This window comes from Streptomyces sp. NPDC021115 (assembly GCF_044333065.1).
In the GTDB taxonomy this organism is placed as follows: Bacteria; Actinomycetota; Actinomycetes; order Streptomycetales; family Streptomycetaceae; genus Streptomyces.
Genome location: NZ_JBIRQF010000001.1, coordinates 270,156 through 289,891, shown reverse-complemented (window position 1 = coordinate 289,891; position 19,736 = coordinate 270,156). Strand labels below are relative to the sequence as shown.

General features: G+C 70.1%; 18 protein-coding genes and 1 riboswitch. Of the genes, 13 read left to right on the top strand and 5 right to left on the bottom strand.

Annotated elements, in window-relative coordinates:
* Nucleotides 1–10 precede the first annotated feature (10 nt).
* From ACH4TL_RS01295 to gcvT, 4 genes are all read right to left on the bottom strand, one after another.
* Nucleotides 11–1,393 (bottom strand): L-serine ammonia-lyase, encoded by a 1,383-nt coding sequence (locus ACH4TL_RS01295; protein WP_398425124.1) that lies wholly within the window; start codon nt 1,391–1,393, stop codon nt 11–13.
* Nucleotides 1,394–1,505: 112 nt separating this feature from the next.
* A complete protein-coding gene (glyA, locus tag ACH4TL_RS01290; RefSeq protein ID WP_398322182.1) occupies nt 1,506–2,771 on the bottom strand; it encodes a serine hydroxymethyltransferase in 1,266 nt (421 codons plus the stop codon).
* Nucleotides 2,772–2,797: 26 nt separating this feature from the next.
* Complete coding sequence (gene gcvH / locus ACH4TL_RS01285; protein ID WP_398322185.1) at nt 2,798–3,178, bottom strand: glycine cleavage system protein GcvH; 381 nt, start codon at nt 3,176–3,178, stop codon at nt 2,798–2,800.
* A gap of 65 nt (nt 3,179–3,243) precedes the next feature.
* The gene (gene gcvT / locus ACH4TL_RS01280) at nt 3,244–4,371 is read right to left on the bottom strand and encodes a glycine cleavage system aminomethyltransferase GcvT (protein ID WP_398322188.1); all 1,128 of its coding nucleotides are present in this window, start codon (nt 4,369–4,371) and stop codon (nt 3,244–3,246) included.
* Between the two features lie 197 nt (nt 4,372–4,568).
* A riboswitch (glycine riboswitch) is annotated at nt 4,569–4,678 on the bottom strand.
* Between the two features lie 170 nt (nt 4,679–4,848).
* Between gcvT and ACH4TL_RS01275 the strand changes: the two genes are divergently transcribed.
* The 11 genes from ACH4TL_RS01275 to ACH4TL_RS01225 all read left to right on the top strand — a co-directional run bounded on the left by ACH4TL_RS01275 (nt 4,849) and on the right by ACH4TL_RS01225 (nt 15,851).
* Nucleotides 4,849–5,556 carry an AAA family ATPase gene (locus ACH4TL_RS01275; protein WP_398322881.1) on the top strand — a complete coding sequence of 236 codons (708 nt, stop codon included), beginning with the start codon at nt 4,849–4,851 and terminating at the stop codon, nt 5,554–5,556.
* Nucleotides 5,557–5,712: 156 nt separating this feature from the next.
* Complete coding sequence (locus ACH4TL_RS01270; RefSeq protein ID WP_398322191.1) at nt 5,713–6,510, top strand: enhanced serine sensitivity protein SseB; 798 nt, start codon at nt 5,713–5,715, stop codon at nt 6,508–6,510.
* A 155-nt stretch (nt 6,511–6,665) separates the two neighbouring features.
* On the top strand, nt 6,666–7,418 hold the full coding sequence (locus tag ACH4TL_RS01265; protein ID WP_398322194.1) for an enhanced serine sensitivity protein SseB C-terminal domain-containing protein: 753 nt from the start codon (nt 6,666–6,668) through the stop codon (nt 7,416–7,418).
* A gap of 306 nt (nt 7,419–7,724) precedes the next feature.
* On the top strand, nt 7,725–8,729 hold the full coding sequence (locus ACH4TL_RS01260) for an ABC transporter permease (protein ID WP_398322197.1): 1,005 nt from the start codon (nt 7,725–7,727) through the stop codon (nt 8,727–8,729).
* Between the two features lie 86 nt (nt 8,730–8,815).
* Nucleotides 8,816–10,576 carry an ABC transporter substrate-binding protein gene (locus ACH4TL_RS01255; RefSeq protein ID WP_398322200.1) on the top strand — a complete coding sequence of 587 codons (1,761 nt, stop codon included), beginning with the start codon at nt 8,816–8,818 and terminating at the stop codon, nt 10,574–10,576.
* A 132-nt stretch (nt 10,577–10,708) separates the two neighbouring features.
* Nucleotides 10,709–11,707, top strand: coding sequence for an ABC transporter permease (locus ACH4TL_RS01250; protein WP_398322203.1), 999 nt, complete (start codon nt 10,709–10,711; stop codon nt 11,705–11,707).
* Nucleotides 11,704–12,831 (top strand): ABC transporter ATP-binding protein, encoded by a 1,128-nt coding sequence (locus ACH4TL_RS01245; protein ID WP_398322206.1) that lies wholly within the window; start codon nt 11,704–11,706, stop codon nt 12,829–12,831. Before ACH4TL_RS01250 ends, ACH4TL_RS01245 begins: the two co-directional genes overlap by 4 nt.
* A gap of 20 nt (nt 12,832–12,851) precedes the next feature.
* Nucleotides 12,852–13,922 (top strand): ABC transporter ATP-binding protein, encoded by a 1,071-nt coding sequence (locus tag ACH4TL_RS01240; RefSeq protein ID WP_398322209.1) that lies wholly within the window; start codon nt 12,852–12,854, stop codon nt 13,920–13,922.
* Nucleotides 13,923–13,963: 41 nt separating this feature from the next.
* Entirely contained in the window at nt 13,964–14,623 is a 660-nt protein-coding gene (locus ACH4TL_RS01235; RefSeq protein WP_398322212.1) for a trimeric intracellular cation channel family protein, read from the top strand.
* A gap of 47 nt (nt 14,624–14,670) precedes the next feature.
* The gene (locus ACH4TL_RS01230; protein ID WP_398322215.1) at nt 14,671–14,979 is read left to right on the top strand and encodes an ArsR/SmtB family transcription factor; all 309 of its coding nucleotides are present in this window, start codon (nt 14,671–14,673) and stop codon (nt 14,977–14,979) included.
* On the top strand, nt 14,976–15,851 hold the full coding sequence (locus ACH4TL_RS01225) for an SRPBCC family protein (protein ID WP_398322218.1): 876 nt from the start codon (nt 14,976–14,978) through the stop codon (nt 15,849–15,851). Before ACH4TL_RS01230 ends, ACH4TL_RS01225 begins: the two co-directional genes overlap by 4 nt.
* 198 nt (nt 15,852–16,049) lie before the next feature.
* Here ACH4TL_RS01225 and ACH4TL_RS01220 read toward each other — a convergent pair whose 3' ends face one another.
* Nucleotides 16,050–16,886 (bottom strand): alpha/beta fold hydrolase, encoded by an 837-nt coding sequence (locus tag ACH4TL_RS01220; RefSeq protein WP_398322221.1) that lies wholly within the window; start codon nt 16,884–16,886, stop codon nt 16,050–16,052.
* A 107-nt stretch (nt 16,887–16,993) separates the two neighbouring features.
* On the opposite strand from ACH4TL_RS01220, the gene ACH4TL_RS01215 reads away from it, so the two are divergent.
* Nucleotides 16,994–18,163 (top strand): cysteine desulfurase family protein, encoded by a 1,170-nt coding sequence (locus tag ACH4TL_RS01215; protein WP_398322224.1) that lies wholly within the window; start codon nt 16,994–16,996, stop codon nt 18,161–18,163.
* A 220-nt stretch (nt 18,164–18,383) separates the two neighbouring features.
* Nucleotides 18,384–19,736, top strand: a complete 1,353-nt coding sequence (locus ACH4TL_RS01210; RefSeq protein ID WP_398322227.1) for a hypothetical protein — start codon at nt 18,384–18,386, stop codon at nt 19,734–19,736.

Below are 19,736 nucleotides of genomic sequence, written 5' to 3'. Positions count from 1 at the left end.
CGGCTTGCCCTCAGCACTCGATGACGTTGACCGCGAGCCCGCCCCGCGCCGTCTCCTTGTACTTGACCTTCATGTCGGCGCCGGTGTCCTTCATGGTCTTGATGACCTTGTCCAGGGACACATGGTGGCGGCCGTCGCCGCGCAGCGCCATCCGCGCGGCGGTGACGGCCTTGACCGCCGCCATGCCGTTGCGCTCGATGCAGGGGATCTGCACCAGACCGCCGACCGGGTCGCAGGTCAGGCCCAGGTTGTGTTCCATGCCGATCTCGGCGGCGTTCTCGACCTGCTCGGGGCTGCCGCCCAGCACCTCGGCCAGGCCACCGGCGGCCATCGAGCAGGCGGAGCCGACCTCGCCCTGGCAGCCGACCTCGGCACCGGAGATCGACGCGTTCTCCTTGAAGAGCATGCCGATGGCGCCCGCGGCGAGCAGGAAGCGGATGACGCCCTCCTCGTCCGCGCCGGGGACGAAGCGGGTGTAGTAGTGCAGGACGGCCGGGATGATCCCGGCGGCGCCGTTGGTCGGGGCGGTCACGACACGGCCCCCGGCGGCGTTCTCCTCGTTGACCGCCATCGCGTACAGGGTCACCCACTCCATCGCACGCGCGGCCGCGTCGCCCTCGGAGCGCAGGGCGCGGGCGGCGTTGGCCGCGCGGCGGCGGACCTTCAGCCCGCCCGGCAGGATGCCCTCCTGCGTCAGCCCGCGGGAGACGCAGGACTCCATGACCCGCCAGATCTCCAGCAGCCCCGCCCGGATCTCCTCCTCCGTGCGCCACGCCTTCTCGTTCTCCAGCATCAGCGCGGAGATGGACAGACCGGTCTCGCGGGAGAGCCGCAGCAGCTCGTCGCCGGTGCGGAAGGAGTACTTCAGGACGGTGTCGTCGAGCTTGATGCGGTCCTCGCCGACCGCGTCCTCGTCGACGACGAAGCCGCCGCCGACCGAGTAGTAGGTCTTCTCCAGCAGCGGATGGCCGGTCTCGTCGTACGCGAAGAGCGTCATGCCGTTGGCGTGGTACGGCAGGGACCGGCGGCGGTGCAGTATCAGCTGGTCGGACTCGTCGAAGTCGATCTCGTGGCCGCCCTCGACCTCGGTGGCGAGCAGTCGCAGCCGCTTGGTGGTGCGGATGCGCTCGACCTCGCCGTCGGCGGACTCGACGTCGACGGTGCGCGGGGAGTGGCCCTCCAGGCCGAGGAGGACGGCCTTGGGGGTGCCGTGGCCGTGGCCGGTGGCGCCGAGGGAGCCGAACAGCTCCGCCCGCACCGAGGCGGTGGGGGCCAGCAGCCCCTCGTTCTTCAGTCGCCCGACGAACATCCGCGCCGCCCGCATGGGGCCGACGGTGTGCGAGCTGGACGGGCCGATGCCGATCGAGAAGAGATCGAATACGGAGATGGCCACCGGGGACTCCTTCGTCTGCACGTGGGGGTGCGCGTGCGGGTGGTGCGGTGCGGGGGGCGCGCCGGGTGGGCGCGCCCCCCGAGGTCCGGGCCCCAGGAGGCCGGGACCCGGCTTACTTCGACAGGTGCGGGTACAGCGGGTGCTTGTCGGCGAGGGCGGTGACCCGCGCCTTCAGCGCCTCGGCGTCGTATTCGGGCTTCAGCGCCTCGGCGATGATGTCCGAGACCTCGCGGAAGTCCTCGGCGGTGAAGCCGCGGGTGGCGAGCGCCGGGGTGCCGATCCGCAGACCCGAGGTGACCATCGGGGGCCGCGGGTCGTTCGGGATGGCGTTGCGGTTGACCGTGATGCCGACCTCGTGGAGGCGGTCCTCGGCCTGCTTGCCGTCCAGCTCGGAGTTGCGCAGGTCGACCAGGACGAGGTGCACGTCGGTGCCGCCGGACAGGACGGAGACGCCCACCTCGGTCACGTCCGCCCGGGTCAGCCGCTCGGCGAGGATCTTGGCGCCCTCGACCGTGCGCTCCTGGCGCTCCTTGAACGCGGAACCGGCCGCGACCTTGAAGGACACCGCCTTGGCCGCGATCACGTGCTCCAGCGGGCCGCCCTGCTGGCCGGGGAAGACCGCGGAGTTGATCTTCTTGGCCAGCTCGGCGGTGGAGAGGATGACGCCGCCGCGCGGACCGCCCAGGGTCTTGTGGGTGGTGGTGGTCACGACATGGGCGTGCGGTACGGGGGAGGGGTGCAGACCCGCCGCCACCAGGCCGGCGAAGTGGGCCATGTCGACCATCAGGTACGCGCCGACCTCGTCGGCGATGCGGCGGAAGGCGGCGAAGTCCAGCTGACGCGGGTACGCCGACCAGCCGGCGATGACCAGCTTGGGGCGGTGCTCCTTGGCCAGCCGCTCGACCTCGTCCATGTCGACCAGACCGGTCTCGGCGTCCACGTGGTAGGGCACCACGTTGTAGAGCTTGCCGGAGAAGTTGATCTTCATGCCGTGGGTGAGGTGGCCGCCGTGGGCCAGGTTCAGCCCCAGGATGGTGTCGCCGGGCTGGAGCAGCGCGAACATCGCGGCCGCGTTGGCCTGGGCGCCGGAGTGCGGCTGGACGTTGGCGGCCTCGGCGCCGAAGAGTTCCTTGATGCGGTCGATGGCGATCTGCTCGACCACGTCGACGTGCTCACACCCGCCGTAGTAGCGGCGGCCCGGGTAGCCCTCGGCGTACTTGTTGGTCAGGACCGAGCCCTGGGCCTCCATGACGGCGGCCGGAGCGAAGTTCTCCGAGGCGATCATCTCGAGGGTGGACTGCTGGCGGTGGAGTTCGGCGTCGACGGCGGCGGCGACGTCCGGGTCGAGCTCGTGGAGGGAGCTGTTCAGAAGCGACATCAGGGTCCCGATCGAAGTAAGGAGGGTCAGTTGTTGGAGAAGGTGGCGTATTCCTCGGCGGAGAGCAGGTCGTCCGGCTCGTCCGTCACCTTCACCTTGAACAGCCAGCCGCCCTCGAAGGGGGCGGAATTCACCAGCGCCGGGTCGTTCACCACGTCCTCGTTGATTTCGGTGACCTCACCGGAGACCGGCGCGTACAGGTCGCTGACCGACTTCGTGGACTCCAGCTCACCGCAGGTCTCACCGGCGGCGACCGCGGAGCCGACATCCGGGAGCTGGACGTACACGACATCGCCGAGCGCGTTGGCCGCGTATTCGGTGATGCCGATCGTCGACACGCCGTCCTGGTCGGCGGCCGACAGCCACTCGTGCTCCTTGCTGTAGCGCAGCTGCTGGGGGTTGCTCATGGTCCGATTCTCCTGGATAGGGGGGAGTGCATGGGAAACGGGTCTTTACTGGTGAGACAGAGGTTTCAGCGCTCGCGGCGGTAGAAGGGGAGCGCGACCACCTCGTAAGGCTCCCGGGTACCGCGGATGTCCACCGACACTCCCGGGCTGCCGGGCGCGGCGTGCTCCGCGTCGACGTACGCCATGGCGATCGGCTTCCCCAGGGTCGGGGACGGGGCGCCCGAGGTGACCCGGCCGATCTCCGAGCCGTCGGGGCCCGTCACGGCGTATCCGGCGCGCGGCACCCGGCGGCCCTCGGCGACCAGGCCGACGAGCGTGCGCGGCGGCCGCGCCTCGGCCTCGCGCGCGGCGGCCTCCAGCGGCCCGCGGCCGACGAAGTCGCCGGGCTTGCCGAACTTCACCACCCGGCCGAGCCCCGCGTCGAACGGGGTCGTGTCGGTGCCCAGCTCGTGCCCGTACAGCGGCATCCCCGCCTCGAGGCGCAGCGTGTCCCGGCAGGACAGACCGCACGGCACCAGGCCCACCGGGGCGCCCGCCTCGGTCAGCGCCTGCCAGACCCGCTCGGCGTCGTCCGGCGCGACGAACAGCTCGAAGCCGTCCTCGCCGGTATAGCCGGTACGGGCGATCAGCGCGTCCACGCCGGCGACGGTGCCGGGCAGCCCCGCGTAGTACTTCAGCCCGTCCAGGTCGGCGTCGGTGAGGCCCTTGAGGATGCCGGGGGACTGCGGCCCCTGGACGGCGAGCAGCGCGTACGCGTCGCGGTCGTCCCGTACGACGGCGTCGAAGCCGGTGGCGCGCTCGGTCAGCGCGTCCAGCACCACCTGGGCGTTCGAGGCGTTGGCCACGACCAGGAACTCCTGCTCGGCGAGCCGGTAGACGATCAGGTCGTCGAGGATGCCGCCCTCGCCGTCGCAGATCATCGTGTAGCGGGCGCGGCCCACGGCGAGCGCCGAGAGATGACCGACCAGGGCGTGGTCGAGGGCGTCGGCGGCCTGCGGCCCGGTGAGAGCGATCTCACCCATGTGGGAGAGGTCGAAGAGCCCGGCGCGGGTGCGCACCGCGGTGTGCTCGTCGCGCTCGCTCCCGTACCGCAGCGGCATGTCCCAGCCGGCGAAGTCGGTCATGGTGGCGCCGAGCGCACGGTGGACGGCGTCCAGCGCGGTGCGGCGGGGCGTGGGCGGGGCGTCGGTCATGGTGCGGCTCCCAGGGGCATGATCACGGCGATGACAGTGACGGGCGGGGCGGATGGGACGACAAGGACGGCGCTGCGTCCTCCCCATCTGTCATCGGAACCTGAGAGGTTCGCCGTGACCACTCCCGCGCGGCGGGACGGCCGGGCTTGCACCTTGGGTGGAGCCACCGGCTTCGGCGGCCCGCTTTTCAGATCTGCCTCATCCATGCGGTATCGGGGCCTGAGAGATTCAAGGGAGGACTTGCTCCTTCGGCGCCTCGGACGACCGGCGGACTGCCGGTGGACGAGAACTCTCCCGCGCGGATTCAAGCGGCCGGTATGGAGTTTTGCGCGGTCATCATCGCACGTCCGCTCCTGAAGGGAACCCTTGATCTTGCGCCGTATCTGTGAGCGGGGTCGCGCCGGGGCCTCCTTGATGGACATTACCTTTTCTTGACACTCTCGGGGTACGGAGCCGCTTGACCGACCTTGGAGGACGATCACGGTGCACGGGCAGGGAACATACGCGACAACCCGAGGAACCCTGCCCGCGCGGCAGGAGCGGACCCCGCAGGAGCCGCCGTCGCAGCGAACGGGCGGCACAATCCGGCCGGACCGCCGCTCCGCCGTGCACGACCTGCGCGGCGGAGTGGGGGCGGAGCTGCGCTACCCGGCGCGTGACCTGATCATCGCCTCGGGGCTGCCCGGCAGCGGCAAGTCGACCCTGATCAACCGGGTGGTCCCGGGCGCCGACCCGAGCGGCGCGGCCGTGGTGCGGGTCGACTCGCAGAACACCCGGGAGGCATGGGAGAGACGCATGCCCCGCTGGCTGCCGTACGCGGTCTACCGGCCGCTGGTCCGCTGCGCCCACTACGTGGGGCTGCGCCGGGCGCTCACCTCCGGCGCGAGCGTCGTCGTCCACGACTGCGGCTCGCAGCCCTGGGTGCGCCGCTGGCTGGCCAGGGACGCCCGGCGCACCGGCCGCGGGCTGCACCTGGTGCTGCTGGACGTGGACCCCACGGTCGCCCTGGAGGGTCAGGCCGCCCGCGGCCGCGGGGTCTCCGGATCTGCCTTCGGGCGGCACCGGCGGGCGATGGGCCAACTGGTGGCGCGGGTGGAGGGCGGGCTTCCGCCCGAGGGCTGCGCATCGGCCGTTCTGCTCGACCGGGCAACCGCGAGCGTGCTGCGAAGCATCTCCTTCGAGTGACAGGGCTGCTGACGCGGCTGCTGACGCGTCCGCGCCGAAGAATGCGGCCGCCCGGCGTGAGGAAGTGCTGTGGAGATGACCGGGCGGCCCATGGCCTTCCGCCGCGCAGCCGTTAAGGTGCTGGTGCAGGTCGGACGAGATGGCGGTTGGACGAAGATGAGTATCCCGGAGCACCAGGGCATAACCCCCGCTCACGGAGGATTTCCCGACGGCGCTTATCCCGCGTTCCCCGGCAATGAGCTGGAAGAGGTGCTGGCCGCCTCGATCGGGGTCCCGGGCGCCGGAGCGCGGATCGTGGAGACGCTCGCCCGAAGTCATGTCTGGATCCCGCTGCCGAGCGGCGGCGGCCCCGACAGCCGCAGCCTCGACCTGCCCACCCTGGAGATCGAGGGCCAGGCGTACGTCCCGGTCTTCAGCTCCGAGCAGCAGTTCCTCCAGATCGTCGGCGGCCATATGTCGTTCACCGTCGCCCCGGCCGTCGAGTTCGCCCGCGGGCTGCCGCCGCAGCTCGGCATCGCGGTGAACCCGGACGGGCCGGTCGGCGTCCCGCTGCCGCCGGCCGCGGTCGAGGAGCTGTGCAAGGCCGGGCGCAGCGAGCTGGACGGCCCCGCGCGCGGGGGCCGGGTGCGGCTGTTCGAGCCGGACTGGCAGGAGGAGCCCGTCGACTTCCTGGCCGCGGCCGGGATCGAGTTCGGGAGGGAGCCCGGGGTACGCACCGCGCGTCGCGCGCTGGCCAGCGTCGAGGGTGATCAGCCTGCGCTCTTCGTCGGGGTCCAGCTGGACGCGCCGGGCCCCGACGGGCAGGCGCTCGCGGTGGAGGCGCTCGGCCGGGCGCTGGGCACCGTACCGGTCCCGTGGACGGTACAGCTCGTCGCACTGGACGTCGCGCAGGGTGACCCCGTGGCCACCTGGATGCTGGAGCGCGTACGGCCGTTCTACGACCGTGACCTGTGACGCACTCCGGGGACGGCCATGCGGGCCCGTAAGCTGGTTGGATGACCAGACGGGGCGGCGCGCGTCCCGGTGAGATACGGGCAAGGCCGAGAGAGGGGCGGACCCAGGTGAGCGCGGGCGCGGATTGGGGGGCGGCTGCCGGTCAGGTCGAGCGAATGCTTCAGCAGGTCGCTCCCGGCCGGTACGACGCCTACGAGGCGCTGCTGCACGCCCTCGCCGGGGGTCAGGTCTGGATGTTGCTGTGGCACGGCGCGCCCGGCGACCCCGACGCCCAGTACGGCAACATGGACATGGGCGGCCACGGCTACGCACCGTGCGTGACCTCCGCCCAGGAACTCGCCGCCAGCGGCTGGGATCGCGCGCACGAGGTCGTCGACGCGCGCCGGATCGCCGACTCGCTCTACCGCGACCACTACGGTCTGTGGCTCAACCCGCACGCCCCCGGCGGCGGGGTCGGCATCCCCTGGCTCGACCTGCGGCGGATCGCGGGCGGCCTCGACCGGCTGCCCGCCGGTCCGCTGCGGGTGACCGAGCCCGCGATCGAAATCCCGCAGTTCTACGCCCTGTTGGGGCAGAACGCGCACCGCACCGCCGCCGTGCGGTCGCTGCGCCGGGCCTGGGTGCAGCCCGCACTGGGCGCCCCGTACCTGGCCATCGGGCTCGATCTGTACGACAACGGCCAGCAGGCCGTGGAGTCGGTGCGGCTGATGATGCAGCAGTCGGTGGGCGTGGTGCCGGAGGGGCTGCCGGTCTCCACGGTCGAGCTGTCGGACGAGCACGACCCGGTGGCGATGTGGATGCGGGTCAACGCCCGGCCGTTCTTCGACCGCGACGCCTACAACGCGGCGCCCGCGCCGCCGCCCCCGTCGTACGGGTACGGCTATCCGCCGCAGCGTCACGCGTACTGAGCCGGTACCGAACCGATTTCCCTGAACCGCCCCGCCGCGAACTGCCTGCGGCGGGGCGGTTGTTACTGATGCGTTCTCGGGTCGCGACTGTCCGTATACCGGAACCGCTTACTGCACATCACGGTTAGGCATCCATTGCCCGTGGGTACTGGCGGGTGATCACAAACGCGATGAAGACTCCCGCTCCAAGGGGAGTGGTTCCTGCATTCCTGCATAACACCCCCTTTCGCTCACCTTGTGAACTTAAGCCGCCACAGCGGCGAGTCGTGGGCCGGTCACCACCGGTCGAGAGGGGTCCCCACCACGATGACGGCACCATTGCCCGGCACGAGCACCGACGAGGGGCCGGTCGCGACTGCCGATGTAGCGGCGAATGTGGTCAAGGCATCGGTCGAGGGAAGATCGCTGCGACAGATCGCCTGGAGACGCCTCAAACGCGACAAGTTGGCGCTTACGGGTGGAGCCGTGGTCCTCTTTCTCGTGCTAGTGGCGATCTTCGCGCCGCTGATCGTGAGTCTGCTGGGCCATCCGCCCAACGAGTTCCACCAGGAAGAGATCGACCCGCTCTTCGGCACCCCCAAGGGCGGCCTGGGCGGCATCAGTTCGGACTTCCTCTTCGGCGTCGAGCCCTCCAACGGCCGCGACGTGTTCAGCCGCGTCGTCTACGGCGCGCGCATCTCGCTGCTGGTGGCCTTCCTCGCGGCCCTGGTCGCCGTCGTCCTCGGCACCGTTTTCGGCATCATCGCCGGATATTTCGGTGGCTGGGTGGACTCGGTGATCAGCCGGGTGATGGACATGCTGCTGGCCTTCCCGCAGCTGCTGTTCATCATCTCCCTGGTCTCGGTGCTCCCGAACGACCTGCTGGGCCTGACTGGCAGCGGGGTGCGCATCGCGGTCCTGGTCTCCGTCATCGGCTTCTTCGGCTGGCCGTACGTCGGCCGCATCGTGCGCGGCCAGACGCTGTCGCTGCGCGAGAAGGAGTACGTGGAGGCCGCGCGCAGCCTCGGCGCCGGCCGCCGCTACATCCTCTTCCGCGAGCTGCTGCCCAACCTGGTGGCGCCGATCACCGTCTACGCGACGCTGATGATCCCCACCAACATCCTCACCGAGGCGGCGCTCAGCTTCCTGGGAGCGGGCGTGAAGCCGCCGACCGCGTCCTGGGGCCAGATGCTCTCCAAGGCGGTGGGCACCTACGAGGACGATCCCATGTTCATGATCATCCCGGGTGCGGCGATCTTCGTGACGGTGCTGGCCTTCAACCTGTTCGGCGACGGCGTCCGCGACGCCCTCGACCCCAAGGGCACCCGATGAGGCGCCCCGGCCGCGGACACCAGGCGGCTCCCCGAAGCTTTCCCCGCGCCATGCCACGTACCGCTATCCCGGAGGTTGCAGGAACCATGAAACCCCTACGTTCGTCGAGAAGCAGGCGGATCGTCGGCGCGACGGCTGTCGTCTGCGCCCTGCTGGCCACCGCGGCGTGCGGCGGCGGCGACGACGAAAAATCCTCCGGTGCCGGATTCAACGCGGGTGCGAAGGGCGTCGCCAACAAGTCCGCCAAGAAGGGCGGCACCCTCAAGTTCATCAACAAGCAGAACTTCGACTCGCTCGACCCGCAGCGCCAGTACTACGGCTTCGCCTGGGACTTTGCCCGGTTCTACTCGCGTCAACTCATCACGTACGCGCCGAAGCCGGGCGAAGCCTCCAACGAGCTGGTTCCCGACCTGGCCACCTCCACCGGCAAGATCACGGATGACGGCAAGACGTACACCTACACCCTGCGCGACGGGGTCACCTGGGAGGACGGCTCGCCGATCACCTCCAAGGACGTCAAGTACGGCATCGAGCGCATCTGGGCCAAGGACGTCGTCTCCGGCGGTCCCGGCTATCTGCGCCAGGTCCTCGACCCCAAGGGTGAGTACAAGGGCCCGTACAAGGACAAGTCCAAGGACAAGCTCGGGCTGAAGACGATCGAGACGCCGAACGACAAGACGATCGTCTTCCGTCTCGCCGAGCCCAACGGTGACTTCGAGCAGATGCTCGCGATGCCCACCGGCTCGCCGGTCAAGCAGGAGAAGGACACCGGCGCCCAGTACACCAACCGGCCGTTCTCCTCCGGTCCGTACAAGCTCAAGTCGTACACCCCGGGCAAGAGCCTGGCCCTGGTGCGCAACGACAAGTGGAAGAAGTCGTCCGACCCGGTCCGCGCCGCCCTGCCGGACCAGGTCACGGTCACCTTCAACTCCAACCTGGAAGCCATCGACAAGCTGCTCATCAAGGGCGACTACGACGTCTTCCTCAGCGCCACCGGCATGGGCCAGTCCGGCCGCGCCGCGGCTCTCAAGGAGCACAAGGACAACGTCGACAACATCGAGACGAACTTCGTCCGCTACGTCGACCTCGCCACCAAGGTGAAGCCGTTCGACAACATCCACTGCCGCAAGGCGGTCTTCTACGCGGCCGACTACACCGCGCTCCAGACCACCCGCGGCGGCCCGCAGGCCGGTGGTTCCCTCGCGCCCAACATGCTCCCCAAGACCGTCAAGGGCTCGGACGACTACGACCCGTACGGCGTCATCAAGCGCAAGGGCAAGCCGGATCTGGCCAAGGCCAAGGACGAGCTGAAGCAGTGCGGCAAGCCGAGCGGCTTCTCCGCCAACATCGTCTCCCGCACCGACCAGCCCAATGAGACGGCGGCAGCCGAGACGCTCCAGGAGTCGCTGGGCAAGGTCGGCATCAAGCTCGACATCAACGAGATCGAGGGCGGCTCGTCGGCCGGCATCACCGGCTCCCCGTCCGTGATGCACAAGCGCAACTACGGCCTCAACATGACCGGCTGGGGCCCCGACTTCCCGACCGGCCAGGGCTTCTCCCGCCCGCTGTTCGACGGCCGCTTCATCGAGCAGACCGGTAACTACAACGTCTCCGAGACCAACGACAGCGCGATCAACAAGGACTTCGACAACGCGCTCAAGGAGACCGACCCGGCCAAGGCCGGCCAGATCTACACCGACATGAACCACAAGGTCGCCGACCTGGCCATCGCGATGCCGTTCCTCTACGAGAAGAACATCACCTGGCGCAGCTCGCGGCTGACCAACGCCTACTCGTCCTCGGCCTACAACGGCCGGTACGACTACGTGTCCCTCGGGGTCAAGTGACGGCCGGCCACCGGCCACCCCACCCCCACCGTCGCTTCATCCGATAGGCCCGAAGGGCAGGTGATGGCCACGCGTGGCGGTTCCGGAACCCCGTAACCCCGGGGTTCCGGAACCGCCACCGGGCCGCGCACAGTGCTTGCTTATGTCATCCGGCGCTTGTTCGCCGTCGTCATGATGCTGCTGGTCGTCACGCTGACGACCTTCGCCATCTTCTTCGTGATCCCGAAGTGGGCCGGTTCCGACCCCGCGCTGCTCTTCGTCGGCAAACAGGCCGACCCCGCGGCCATCGAGGGCATCAGGACGAAGCTGGGGCTCAGCGATCCGCTCCTGGTGCAGTTCTGGCACTTCGTCGAGGGGCTGTTCGCGGGCCGCGACTACGCCAACGGCTCCGATGTCACCCACTGCGCCAGGCCCTGCTTCGGCTACTCCTTCCGCACCGAGCAGGCCGTGTGGCCGCAGCTGACCGACGCCATGCCGGTCACCCTGTCGCTCGCCGCGGGCGCGTGCCTGCTGTGGGTGGTCGGCGGCATCGCCACCGGCGTCGTCTCCGCGCTGCGCCGGGGCACCCTGTGGGACCGGTCGGCGATGACCGTCGCGCTCGCCGGTGTCTCGCTGCCGATCTACTTCACCGGTCTGCTCTCGCTGGCGATCTTCAGTTACCAGCTGAAGTGGGTCGACGTGGACTACAAGGGGCTCAGCGACGACCCCGCCAAGTGGTTCGAGAGCCTGATCCTGCCGTGGATCACGCTCGCCTTCCTCTACGCCGCCATGTACGCCCGGCTCACCCGCGCCACCATGCTGGAGATCATGGGCGAGGACTACATCCGCACCGCCCGCGCCAAGGGCCTGCGGGAACGCACGGTCATCGGGCGGCACGCGATGCGTTCCACCTGGACCCCGATCCTCACCCTGCTCGGCCTGGACCTGGGCGCGCTGCTCGGCGGCGCGGTGCTCACCGAGAGCACGTACAACCTGCCAGGGCTCGGGCGCCTCGCGGTGAACGCGATCAGCGACAAGGACCTACCGCTCATCCTGGGCGTCACCCTGATCGCCGCGCTGTGCATCGTGGTCGCCAACCTCGTCGTGGACCTCCTGTACGCCGTCATCGACCCACGAGTGAGGCTCGGATGACCGAAATCGACAAGCCCGCCAAGTCGGCCGAGCCCGCCACCACCGCCGTGGGGGAGGTGGCCGCGGCCGGTTCGCCCGCCCCGACGTCCTTCCTCGAAGTGCGCGATCTGCGGGTCCACTTCCCGACCGACGACGGTCTGGTGAAGTCCGTGGACGGGCTCAGCTTCCGGCTGGAGAAGGGCAAGACCCTCGGCATCGTCGGCGAGTCCGGCTCCGGCAAGTCCGTCACCTCGCTCGGCATCATGGGGCTGCACACCGCCGGGCAGTACGGCCGCCGCAAGGCCCGGATCTCCGGGGAGATCTGGCTGAACGGGCAGGAGCTGCTGGGCGCCGACCCCGACGAGGTGCGCAAGCTGCGCGGCCGCGAGATGTCGATGATCTTCCAGGACCCGCTGTCGGCGCTGCATCCGTACTACACGATCGGCCGCCAGATCACCGAGGCGTACCAGGTCCACCACGACGTCGCCAAGGACGTCGCCCGCAAGCGCGCGGTCGAGATGCTCGACCGGGTCGGCATCCCGCAGCCGGACAAGCGGGTGGACAGCTATCCGCACGAGTTCTCCGGCGGGATGCGCCAGCGCGCGATGATCGCGATGGCGCTGGTCAACAACCCCGAGCTGCTGATCGCCGACGAGCCGACCACCGCCCTCGACGTCACCGTCCAGGCGCAGATCCTCGACCTGATCCGGGACCTCCAGAAGGAGTTCGGGTCGGCGGTCATCGTCATCACCCACGACCTGGGCGTGGTCGCCGAACTCGCCGACGACCTGCTGGTGATGTACGCGGGCCGGTGCGTCGAGCGCGGCCCCGCCGAGAAGGTCTTCTACGAGCCCCAGCACCCGTACACCTGGGGGCTGCTCGGCTCGATGCCCCGTATCGACCGCGACCAGACCGAACGGCTGATCCCGGTCAAGGGCTCCCCGCCCAGCCTGATCAACGTGCCGTCCGGCTGTGCCTTCCACCCGCGCTGCCCGTACGCCGATGTGCCGGGGGAGAACATCACCCGCACCGAGCGGCCGGAGCTGCGCCAGGTGCCGGGCGCCGACGGGCACTTCTCCGCCTGCCACATGGCGCAGGAGGAGCGCACGCGGATCTGGACCGAAGAGATTGCGCCGAAGCTGTGACGGACACGAAGGATCCGAAGATGACGGTCCCGGAGCAGGCGACCACCCCGCCCGAGCCGCTGCTCACGGTGTCCGGCCTGGTCAAGCACTTCCCCATCAAGAAGGGGCTGTTGCAGCGGCAGTCCGGCGCGGTGCAGGCGGTCGACGGCCTCGACTTCGACGTGCGCCAGGGGGAGACCCTGGGCGTGGTCGGCGAGTCGGGCTGCGGCAAGTCCACCATGGGACGGCTGATCACCCGGCTGCTCGAACCCACCTCGGGGAAGATCGAGTTCGAGGGCAAGGACATCACGCATCTGGGCACCGCCGCGATGCGCCCGATGCGCCGCGACGTCCAGATGATCTTCCAGGACCCGTACTCCTCGCTGAATCCCCGGCACACGGTCGGCGCGATCGTGGGCGCGCCCTTCCGGCTCCAGGGCGTCACCCCGGAGGGCGGCATCAAGGCGGAGGTGCAGCGGCTGCTGGCGCTGGTCGGCCTCAACCCCGAGCACTACAACCGCTATCCGCACGAGTTCTCCGGCGGCCAGCGGCAGCGCATCGGCATCGCCCGCGCGCTCGCGCTCAAGCCCAAGCTGGTCGTGGCAGACGAGCCGGTCTCCGCGCTGGACGTCTCCATCCAGGCCCAGGTGGTCAACCTGCTGGACGACCTCCAGGACGAGCTGGGGCTGACGTACGTGATCATCGCCCACGACCTGTCCGTCATCCGGCACGTCTCGGACCGGATCGCGGTGATGTACCTCGGGAAGATCGTCGAACTGGCCGACCGCCGCGCCCTGTACGAGAGCCCCATGCACCCGTACACCAAGGCGCTGCTCTCGGCGGTGCCGGTGCCGGACCCCCGGCGGCGCGCCCGGCGCGAGCGGATCCTGCTCAAGGGCGATGTGCCCTCGCCGATCTCGCCGCCGTCCGGCTGCCGCTTCCACACCCGGTGCTGGAAGGCGACCGAGGTGTGCAAGCGGGAGGAACCGCCGCTGGTGGCGCTCGCCACCGGCCACCAGGTGGCCTGCCACCACCCGGAGAACGCACCCGGCCAGGCACCCGGTCAGGTCGCCGGACCGGTGCGGAGCGCGACGAAGAAGACCGAGAGCTGAGACGGGGCGGGCGCGGCGGCCCGGTCGTTTAACAATGTCGGGTGCTCATCGAACTGGTCACCCCGTCCGTCCAGCACGCGTTCGAGGTCGTCGGGATCTTCGTCTTCGCGATCTCGGGCGCGCTGCTCGCGGTGCGCAAGAACTTCGATGTCTTCGGCATGGCGGTGCTCGCCGAGGCCACCGCGCTGGGCGGCGGGGTGTTCCGGGACCTGGTGATCGGCGCGGTGCCGCCCGCCGCCTTCACCGACCTCGGCTACTTCTTCACCCCGCTCGCCGCCACCGTCATCGTCTTCTTCCTGCACCCGCAGGTCGAGCGGATCACGCGGGCGGTCGGCGTCTTCGACGCGGCCGGGCTCGGCCTGTTCTGCGTCGAGGGCACCGTCAAGGCGCATCAGCACGGACTCGGCCTCACCTCGTCCGTCACCCTCGGCATGGCCACCGCGGTCGGCGGTGGTGTGCTGCGCGACGTCCTCGCCCATGAGGTGCCGTCGCTGCTGCGCTGGGACCGCGACCTGTACGCCGTCCCCGCCATCGTGGGCGCGTCCATAGCCGCGCTGCTCATCCACTTCGACGCGCTGTCCGGCGCTACCAGCGCGCTCGCCGCCGTGGTGGCGTTCGTCGTGCGGCTCATGGCGATGCGGTACGGCTGGCGGGCGCCGCGGGCGTGGAACCGGCGCAGCACGGCCACGGAAGAGACCTGACGTACATCCCCTTCCGGCTATATACCCGGCAGGCTATATTCACCGTCATGCCCATACCGTTCGACGTGCTCGCGGAGCCGAGCCGACGGCAGATCCTGGACCTCCTCCTGGAGCGCCCCCGCCTGGTCGGCGAGCTGACCGACCAGCTCGGGCTGACCCAGCCCGGCACCTCCAAGCACCTGCGCGTGCTGCGCGAAGCCGGGCTGGTGCGGGTGCGCCGGGACGCCCAGCGCCGGTGGTACGAGCTGTGCCCCGAACCGCTGGCCGAGATCGACGCCTGGCTCACCCCGTACCGGCGGCTGTGGACCGACCGCCTCGACGCACTGGAACGCCACCTCGACGGAGAAGAGCCATGAAGGACACCCTCAGCGAGTCCGGCGGCGGCCGCTCGTCCCTGCGCCTGGAGCGCCGCATCGCCCACCCCCCGGAGAAGGTCTGGCAGGCCCTGACCGACCCGGCCGAGCTGGCCCACTGGTTCCCCTCCGAGGTCCGGGTGGACCTCAAGGTCGGGGGCCGGATGGGCTTCGTCTTCCCCGGCCGCGAGGCGCCCGACATGGAGGGCGTGGTCACGGAGCTGGACCCGCCCCGCGTCTTCGCCTTCACCTGGGGCGACGACCAGCTCCGCTGGGAGCTGCACCCCGACGGGAAGGGCTGCCTGCTGATCCTCACCCACACCTTCGGCGACCGCTTCGGCGCCGCGAGCTTCGCCTCCGGCTGGCACGCCTGCATCACGGCCCTCGCCGCGCTGCTCGACGGCGAGAAGGCCGCCCCGGGCGACATGGCCGAGCTGCACGAGTCCTACATCGAGGCGTTCGGGCTGGCCGAGGGCGCGGTGGAGACCACCGAGGACGGCGGCTGGCGCCTCCGCTTCGAGCGCCAGCTCGTCCGCCCCGCCGAGACGGTGTGGCAGGCCCTGGCGGGACAGTCCGGCGCGGCGGGTCTCACCGCCGGTGACCCCGTCCCCTTCGGGTTCCGCACGGACGGCGTCCCGGCAGGCCCGATCACCGAGGCCGAGGCGCCCCGGACCCTGTCCTACACCTGGGAACGCGCCGGCCGCCCCGCAGGCCAGGTCCGCTGGGAACTCGCGGCAGGCACCGGCCACGGCGCCCGCCTCATCCTCACCCAAACCGGCCCCGAGGACGCCGAGGAAGAGCGCACCCGATCCCTCACCGCCTGGCGCCACCACGTCGCCCTCCTGGCCGCCAAGCTGCTGCGCATGCGGGGCTGATCTCGCGAAGCGCGGTGCCGCGAGTATCCGGCCCGCGCGGGCGAAATCCAGCCCCTCCGGCGTTTGAGGAGCGGGGGTGAGGGGGCGGAGCCCCCGAAGCGGGGGGCTGGGGGCGCAGCCCCCGCCGGGGTCCGGGGCGGAGCCCCGGTTCGGGAAGGGGCGGGGTGGGGTGGGGAACAGCCCGCCGCAGGCGCAACCTCACCCGCCACCGAGAAACCCACCCAGCACCCCCATCAGCTCCGCCCCCGCATCCTCCTGCACCAAGTGCCCCGCCCCTTCAATCAGCCGTAGCTGAGCACCCGGAATCAGAGTGGCGAGCTCATGCGCGTGCTCGACCGGAATCCACGCATCATCCGCGCCCCACACAACGAGCGCAGGCACCGAAACCTCCCCATACAACCCCGCAACCTCATCGATGAACCGCTGATCGTTCTGCGCGATCTGCCGATAGAAGGCGGGTTGCCCCACCTCCCCGCACCACGGCTCGACCAGCCGCTCAAGGACATCCGCCCGCAGCCCCGGCCCGCTGGCCGAGCTGACGTACTCCCGCACCAGCGCCCGATGCAGCGCGGGCGGCAGCCGCTCGAAGACCTCCGGGTGGCCACCGAAGAGCTGATACGCGGCAGACCCGAAGGGCGGCAGCGCGACGGGATCGACCAGCGCCAGCCGCCGGTAGCGCGCACCGTGCAGCAGATGCGCGCGCAGCGCGACACACCCGCCGAAGTCATGAGCGACAACGGTCGGTTCGGTCAGCCCCCAGTGATCGAGCAGCTCACGGAAGACCCGCCCCTGCGCGGCCAGCGAGACGTCCTGATCAGCCCGCTTCTCGGACGCCCCGTACCCCGGCATGTCCCAGACGAACACCCGCCACCGGTCGGCGAGCCCCCGCGCGAAGCCCCGCCAGACATAAGACGAGAACGGCGTGCCGTGCAACAGCACCACCGGCGGAGCGTCCACCGCGCCCAGAACACCCCAGCGCACCTCACCAGAGGCGCTGCGATACGTGCGATCCAGTTCCCAGTCAGCATCTGTCATGAGTAAAACCCTAGACACTCCTTACCGAAGAAAAAAGGGCCCGCACGCACTCCGCGCCCACACACCCGGCACGCCCCGCCCTCACGGCTCGTAGAATCGAGCCCACCATGGTTTATCTCGACCACGCCGCCACCACCCCGATGCTCCCGGAGGCGGTGCAGGCGATGACCGCCCAGCTCGCCGTCACCGGCAACGCCTCCTCGCTGCACGCCGCGGGCCGCAGGGCCCGCCGTACCGTCGAGGAGTCCCGCGAATCCCTCGCCGAGTGCCTCGGCGCGCGCCCCAGCGAGGTCGTCTTCACCTCGGGCGGGACCGAGGCGGACAACCTCGCCGTCAAGGGGCTGTACTGGTCCCGCCGCGACGCCGACCCGGCCCGCACCCGGGTGCTCGCCAGCCCCGTGGAGCACCACGCCGTGCTCGACGCCGTCGACTGGCTGGCCGAGCACGAGGGCGCGCGGGTCGAGTGGCTGCCGGTCGACGCGTACGGGCGCGTCCACCCCGACGCGCTGCGTGAGGCGATCACTCGCGACCCCGCCGACGTCGCCCTCGCGACCGTCATGTGGGCCAACAACGAGATCGGCACCATCCAGCCGGTCCGCGAACTCGCCGACGTGGCAGCGGAGTTCGGCATTCCGCTGCATGCCGACGCGGTCCAGGCGGTCGGCCAGCTCGACGTGGACTTCGCCGCCTCGGGCCTGTCCGCCATGACCGTCAGCGCGCACAAGATCGGCGGCCCGTACGGCATCGGCGCGCTTCTGCTGGGCCGCGAACACGCCCCCGTACCCGTCCTGCACGGCGGTGGCCAGGAGCGTCAGGTGCGCTCCGGCACCCTCGACGTCCCCGCGATCGCCGCCTTCGCCGTGGCCGGTGCGCACGCGGCCGAGCACCGCGAGGAGTTCGCGCGCGAGGTCGGTGCCCTGCGCGACGCGCTCATCACCGCCGTCCGCACCGCCGTCCCCGACGCGGTCCTCGGCGGCGACCCCGATCCGTCCGGCCGCCTCCCGGCCAACGCCCACTTCTCCTTCCCCGGCTGCGAGGGCGACTCGCTGCTCCTGCTGCTGGACGCGCGCGGCATCGAGTGCTCGACGGGCTCGGCCTGCACCGCCGGGGTCGCCCAGCCCAGCCATGTCCTGCTGGCCACCGGTACCGATGTGGACCTGGCGCGCGGCACCCTGCGCTTCTCGCTCGGGCATACGTCGACCAAGGCCGATATCGAGGCGGTGGCGGACGCGATCGGCCCGACCGTGGAACGCGCCCGCAGCGCCGGACTCAGCTGACCGGCAGAACTCGGCTGACCCACGCGACCCAGCCGACCGAATACTAACCGAGGAATCCCCGGCAATCTCCCGGCCATTTCAAATAACCCACGGAACATCAGGCTCCGCTTGAAATCGCAAAGAGCGGTCGGCCAAGATCTACCCCGTCAACGGGTCCGGCATGCACGAAAAAGTCCACGGGCCCGCTTAAACGGGGAAAACGGGGAAACGGGAGACATTGATGTCACAACGTTCGGGCCGCGTGGCCATGGCGGCTCTGGTGGCGGGCGGTTTGGTGTTCCTTGTCGGATGCGGGGGCGGCGAGGACGAGGGAAAGGACGGCGGCTCATCCTCCTCGGCCGCACAGGCGAAGACGCTGGGCAAGGTCAGCATGCCGAAAGTCACCAAGGACACCAATGCGATGGGCATGTGGGTGACCGGCAAGAATTTCGTGAAGGGTGATATCGACAAGATCGTCGGATATTCCCCGGACGGCGCCAAGGCCCAGTGGACGATAGCCCTCGACGGGGAAATCTGCTGGGCCTCGCCGCACACCACGAAGGACGGCCGCACCGCCGTGCTGTTCAAGGACGGCAAGGGCGGCGACGCGGAATGCACCCAGGTCGGCCTGGTCGACCTGAACAAGGGCAAACTGCTCTGGCAGAAGGAAGGCACCGACACCGAGGGAAACGGCGGCGTCGACTTCGACGAGGTCACGATCAGCGGCAACACCATCGCCGCCGGAGGCACCAGCGGCGGCGGTGCCTGGTCCCTGGAGGGCAAGCCGCTGTGGAAGCCCAAGTACATCGCGGACTGTGACGACGACGGCTACGCGGGCGGCGACGGCAAGCTGGTCGCGCTGTACGGATGCAGCAGCGCGGAGTCCAGCACCGAGAAGCTGGAGCTCCAGACCGTCGACCCGACCACGCGGAAGGTGCTGTCGACCTACAAGCTCGACGCGGAGTTCGAGCGCGCCCACATCCTGTCCACCGCGCCGCTCGTCGTCGCCGCCGACACCGGTGACTCCGACGGCGGTTCGGGCGTCACCGACATCCTGACCATCGACGACAGCGGCAAGCAGGGCAAGCTGGTCAACTCGATCGACGTCCTGGCCAAGGGCTTCCAGCCCGACTGCCCCGCCGTCAACGTGGAGGGCTGCAAGGACCTGGCCCTCGACAAGAAGAGCAGCACCGTCTACCTCTCCTCCGACGTGGACGTGGACGACGGCGGCCCCGGCGAGAAGATCACCGGCGTGAACTTCGAGACCGGCAAGCAGACCGGCAGGACGAAGATGGCCGAGAGCCGGTCGCTGACCCCGATCAGCACCGAGAAGGACGGCTCGCTGATCGCCTACCAGGGCAGCACGTACAGCGAGGCGGGCGGCGTCGTGCGCATCGACCCCAAGACCTTCGAGATCAAGGAGATCCAGCGGAACCCCGCCGCCATGAAGAAGGTGGAGTCGTCCATGGAGACCTACGGCGACGCCCGGATGCTCTTCGCCCACGACAAGCTCTACATCGGTGACGACACCGCCAGGCGCCCGTCCACCGACAGCCAGGGCAGCCCGCTCGCCGTCGTCTTCGGCACGGCCTGA

What these genes read in the sequence shown, in the direction of transcription:
- glyA (WP_398322182.1), bottom strand. Translation starts at nt 2,771, where the DNA reads ATGTCGCTTCTGAACAGCTCCCTCCACGAGCTCGACCCGGACGTCGCC.
- gcvH (WP_398322185.1), bottom strand. Translation starts at nt 3,178, where the DNA reads ATGAGCAACCCCCAGCAGCTGCGCTACAGCAAGGAGCACGAGTGGCTG.
- gcvT (WP_398322188.1), bottom strand. Translation starts at nt 4,371, where the DNA reads ATGACCGACGCCCCGCCCACGCCCCGCCGCACCGCGCTGGACGCCGTC.
- ACH4TL_RS01270 (WP_398322191.1), top strand. Translation starts at nt 5,713, where the DNA reads ATGAGTATCCCGGAGCACCAGGGCATAACCCCCGCTCACGGAGGATTT.
- ACH4TL_RS01265 (WP_398322194.1), top strand. Translation starts at nt 6,666, where the DNA reads ATGCTTCAGCAGGTCGCTCCCGGCCGGTACGACGCCTACGAGGCGCTG.
- ACH4TL_RS01260 (WP_398322197.1), top strand. Translation starts at nt 7,725, where the DNA reads ATGACGGCACCATTGCCCGGCACGAGCACCGACGAGGGGCCGGTCGCG.
- ACH4TL_RS01255 (WP_398322200.1), top strand. Translation starts at nt 8,816, where the DNA reads ATGAAACCCCTACGTTCGTCGAGAAGCAGGCGGATCGTCGGCGCGACG.
- ACH4TL_RS01245 (WP_398322206.1), top strand. Translation starts at nt 11,704, where the DNA reads ATGACCGAAATCGACAAGCCCGCCAAGTCGGCCGAGCCCGCCACCACC.
- ACH4TL_RS01240 (WP_398322209.1), top strand. Translation starts at nt 12,852, where the DNA reads ATGACGGTCCCGGAGCAGGCGACCACCCCGCCCGAGCCGCTGCTCACG.
- ACH4TL_RS01230 (WP_398322215.1), top strand. Translation starts at nt 14,671, where the DNA reads ATGCCCATACCGTTCGACGTGCTCGCGGAGCCGAGCCGACGGCAGATC.
- ACH4TL_RS01225 (WP_398322218.1), top strand. Translation starts at nt 14,976, where the DNA reads ATGAAGGACACCCTCAGCGAGTCCGGCGGCGGCCGCTCGTCCCTGCGC.
- ACH4TL_RS01220 (WP_398322221.1), bottom strand. Translation starts at nt 16,886, where the DNA reads ATGACAGATGCTGACTGGGAACTGGATCGCACGTATCGCAGCGCCTCT.
- ACH4TL_RS01215 (WP_398322224.1), top strand. Translation starts at nt 16,994, where the DNA reads ATGGTTTATCTCGACCACGCCGCCACCACCCCGATGCTCCCGGAGGCG.
- ACH4TL_RS01210 (WP_398322227.1), top strand. Translation starts at nt 18,384, where the DNA reads ATGTCACAACGTTCGGGCCGCGTGGCCATGGCGGCTCTGGTGGCGGGC.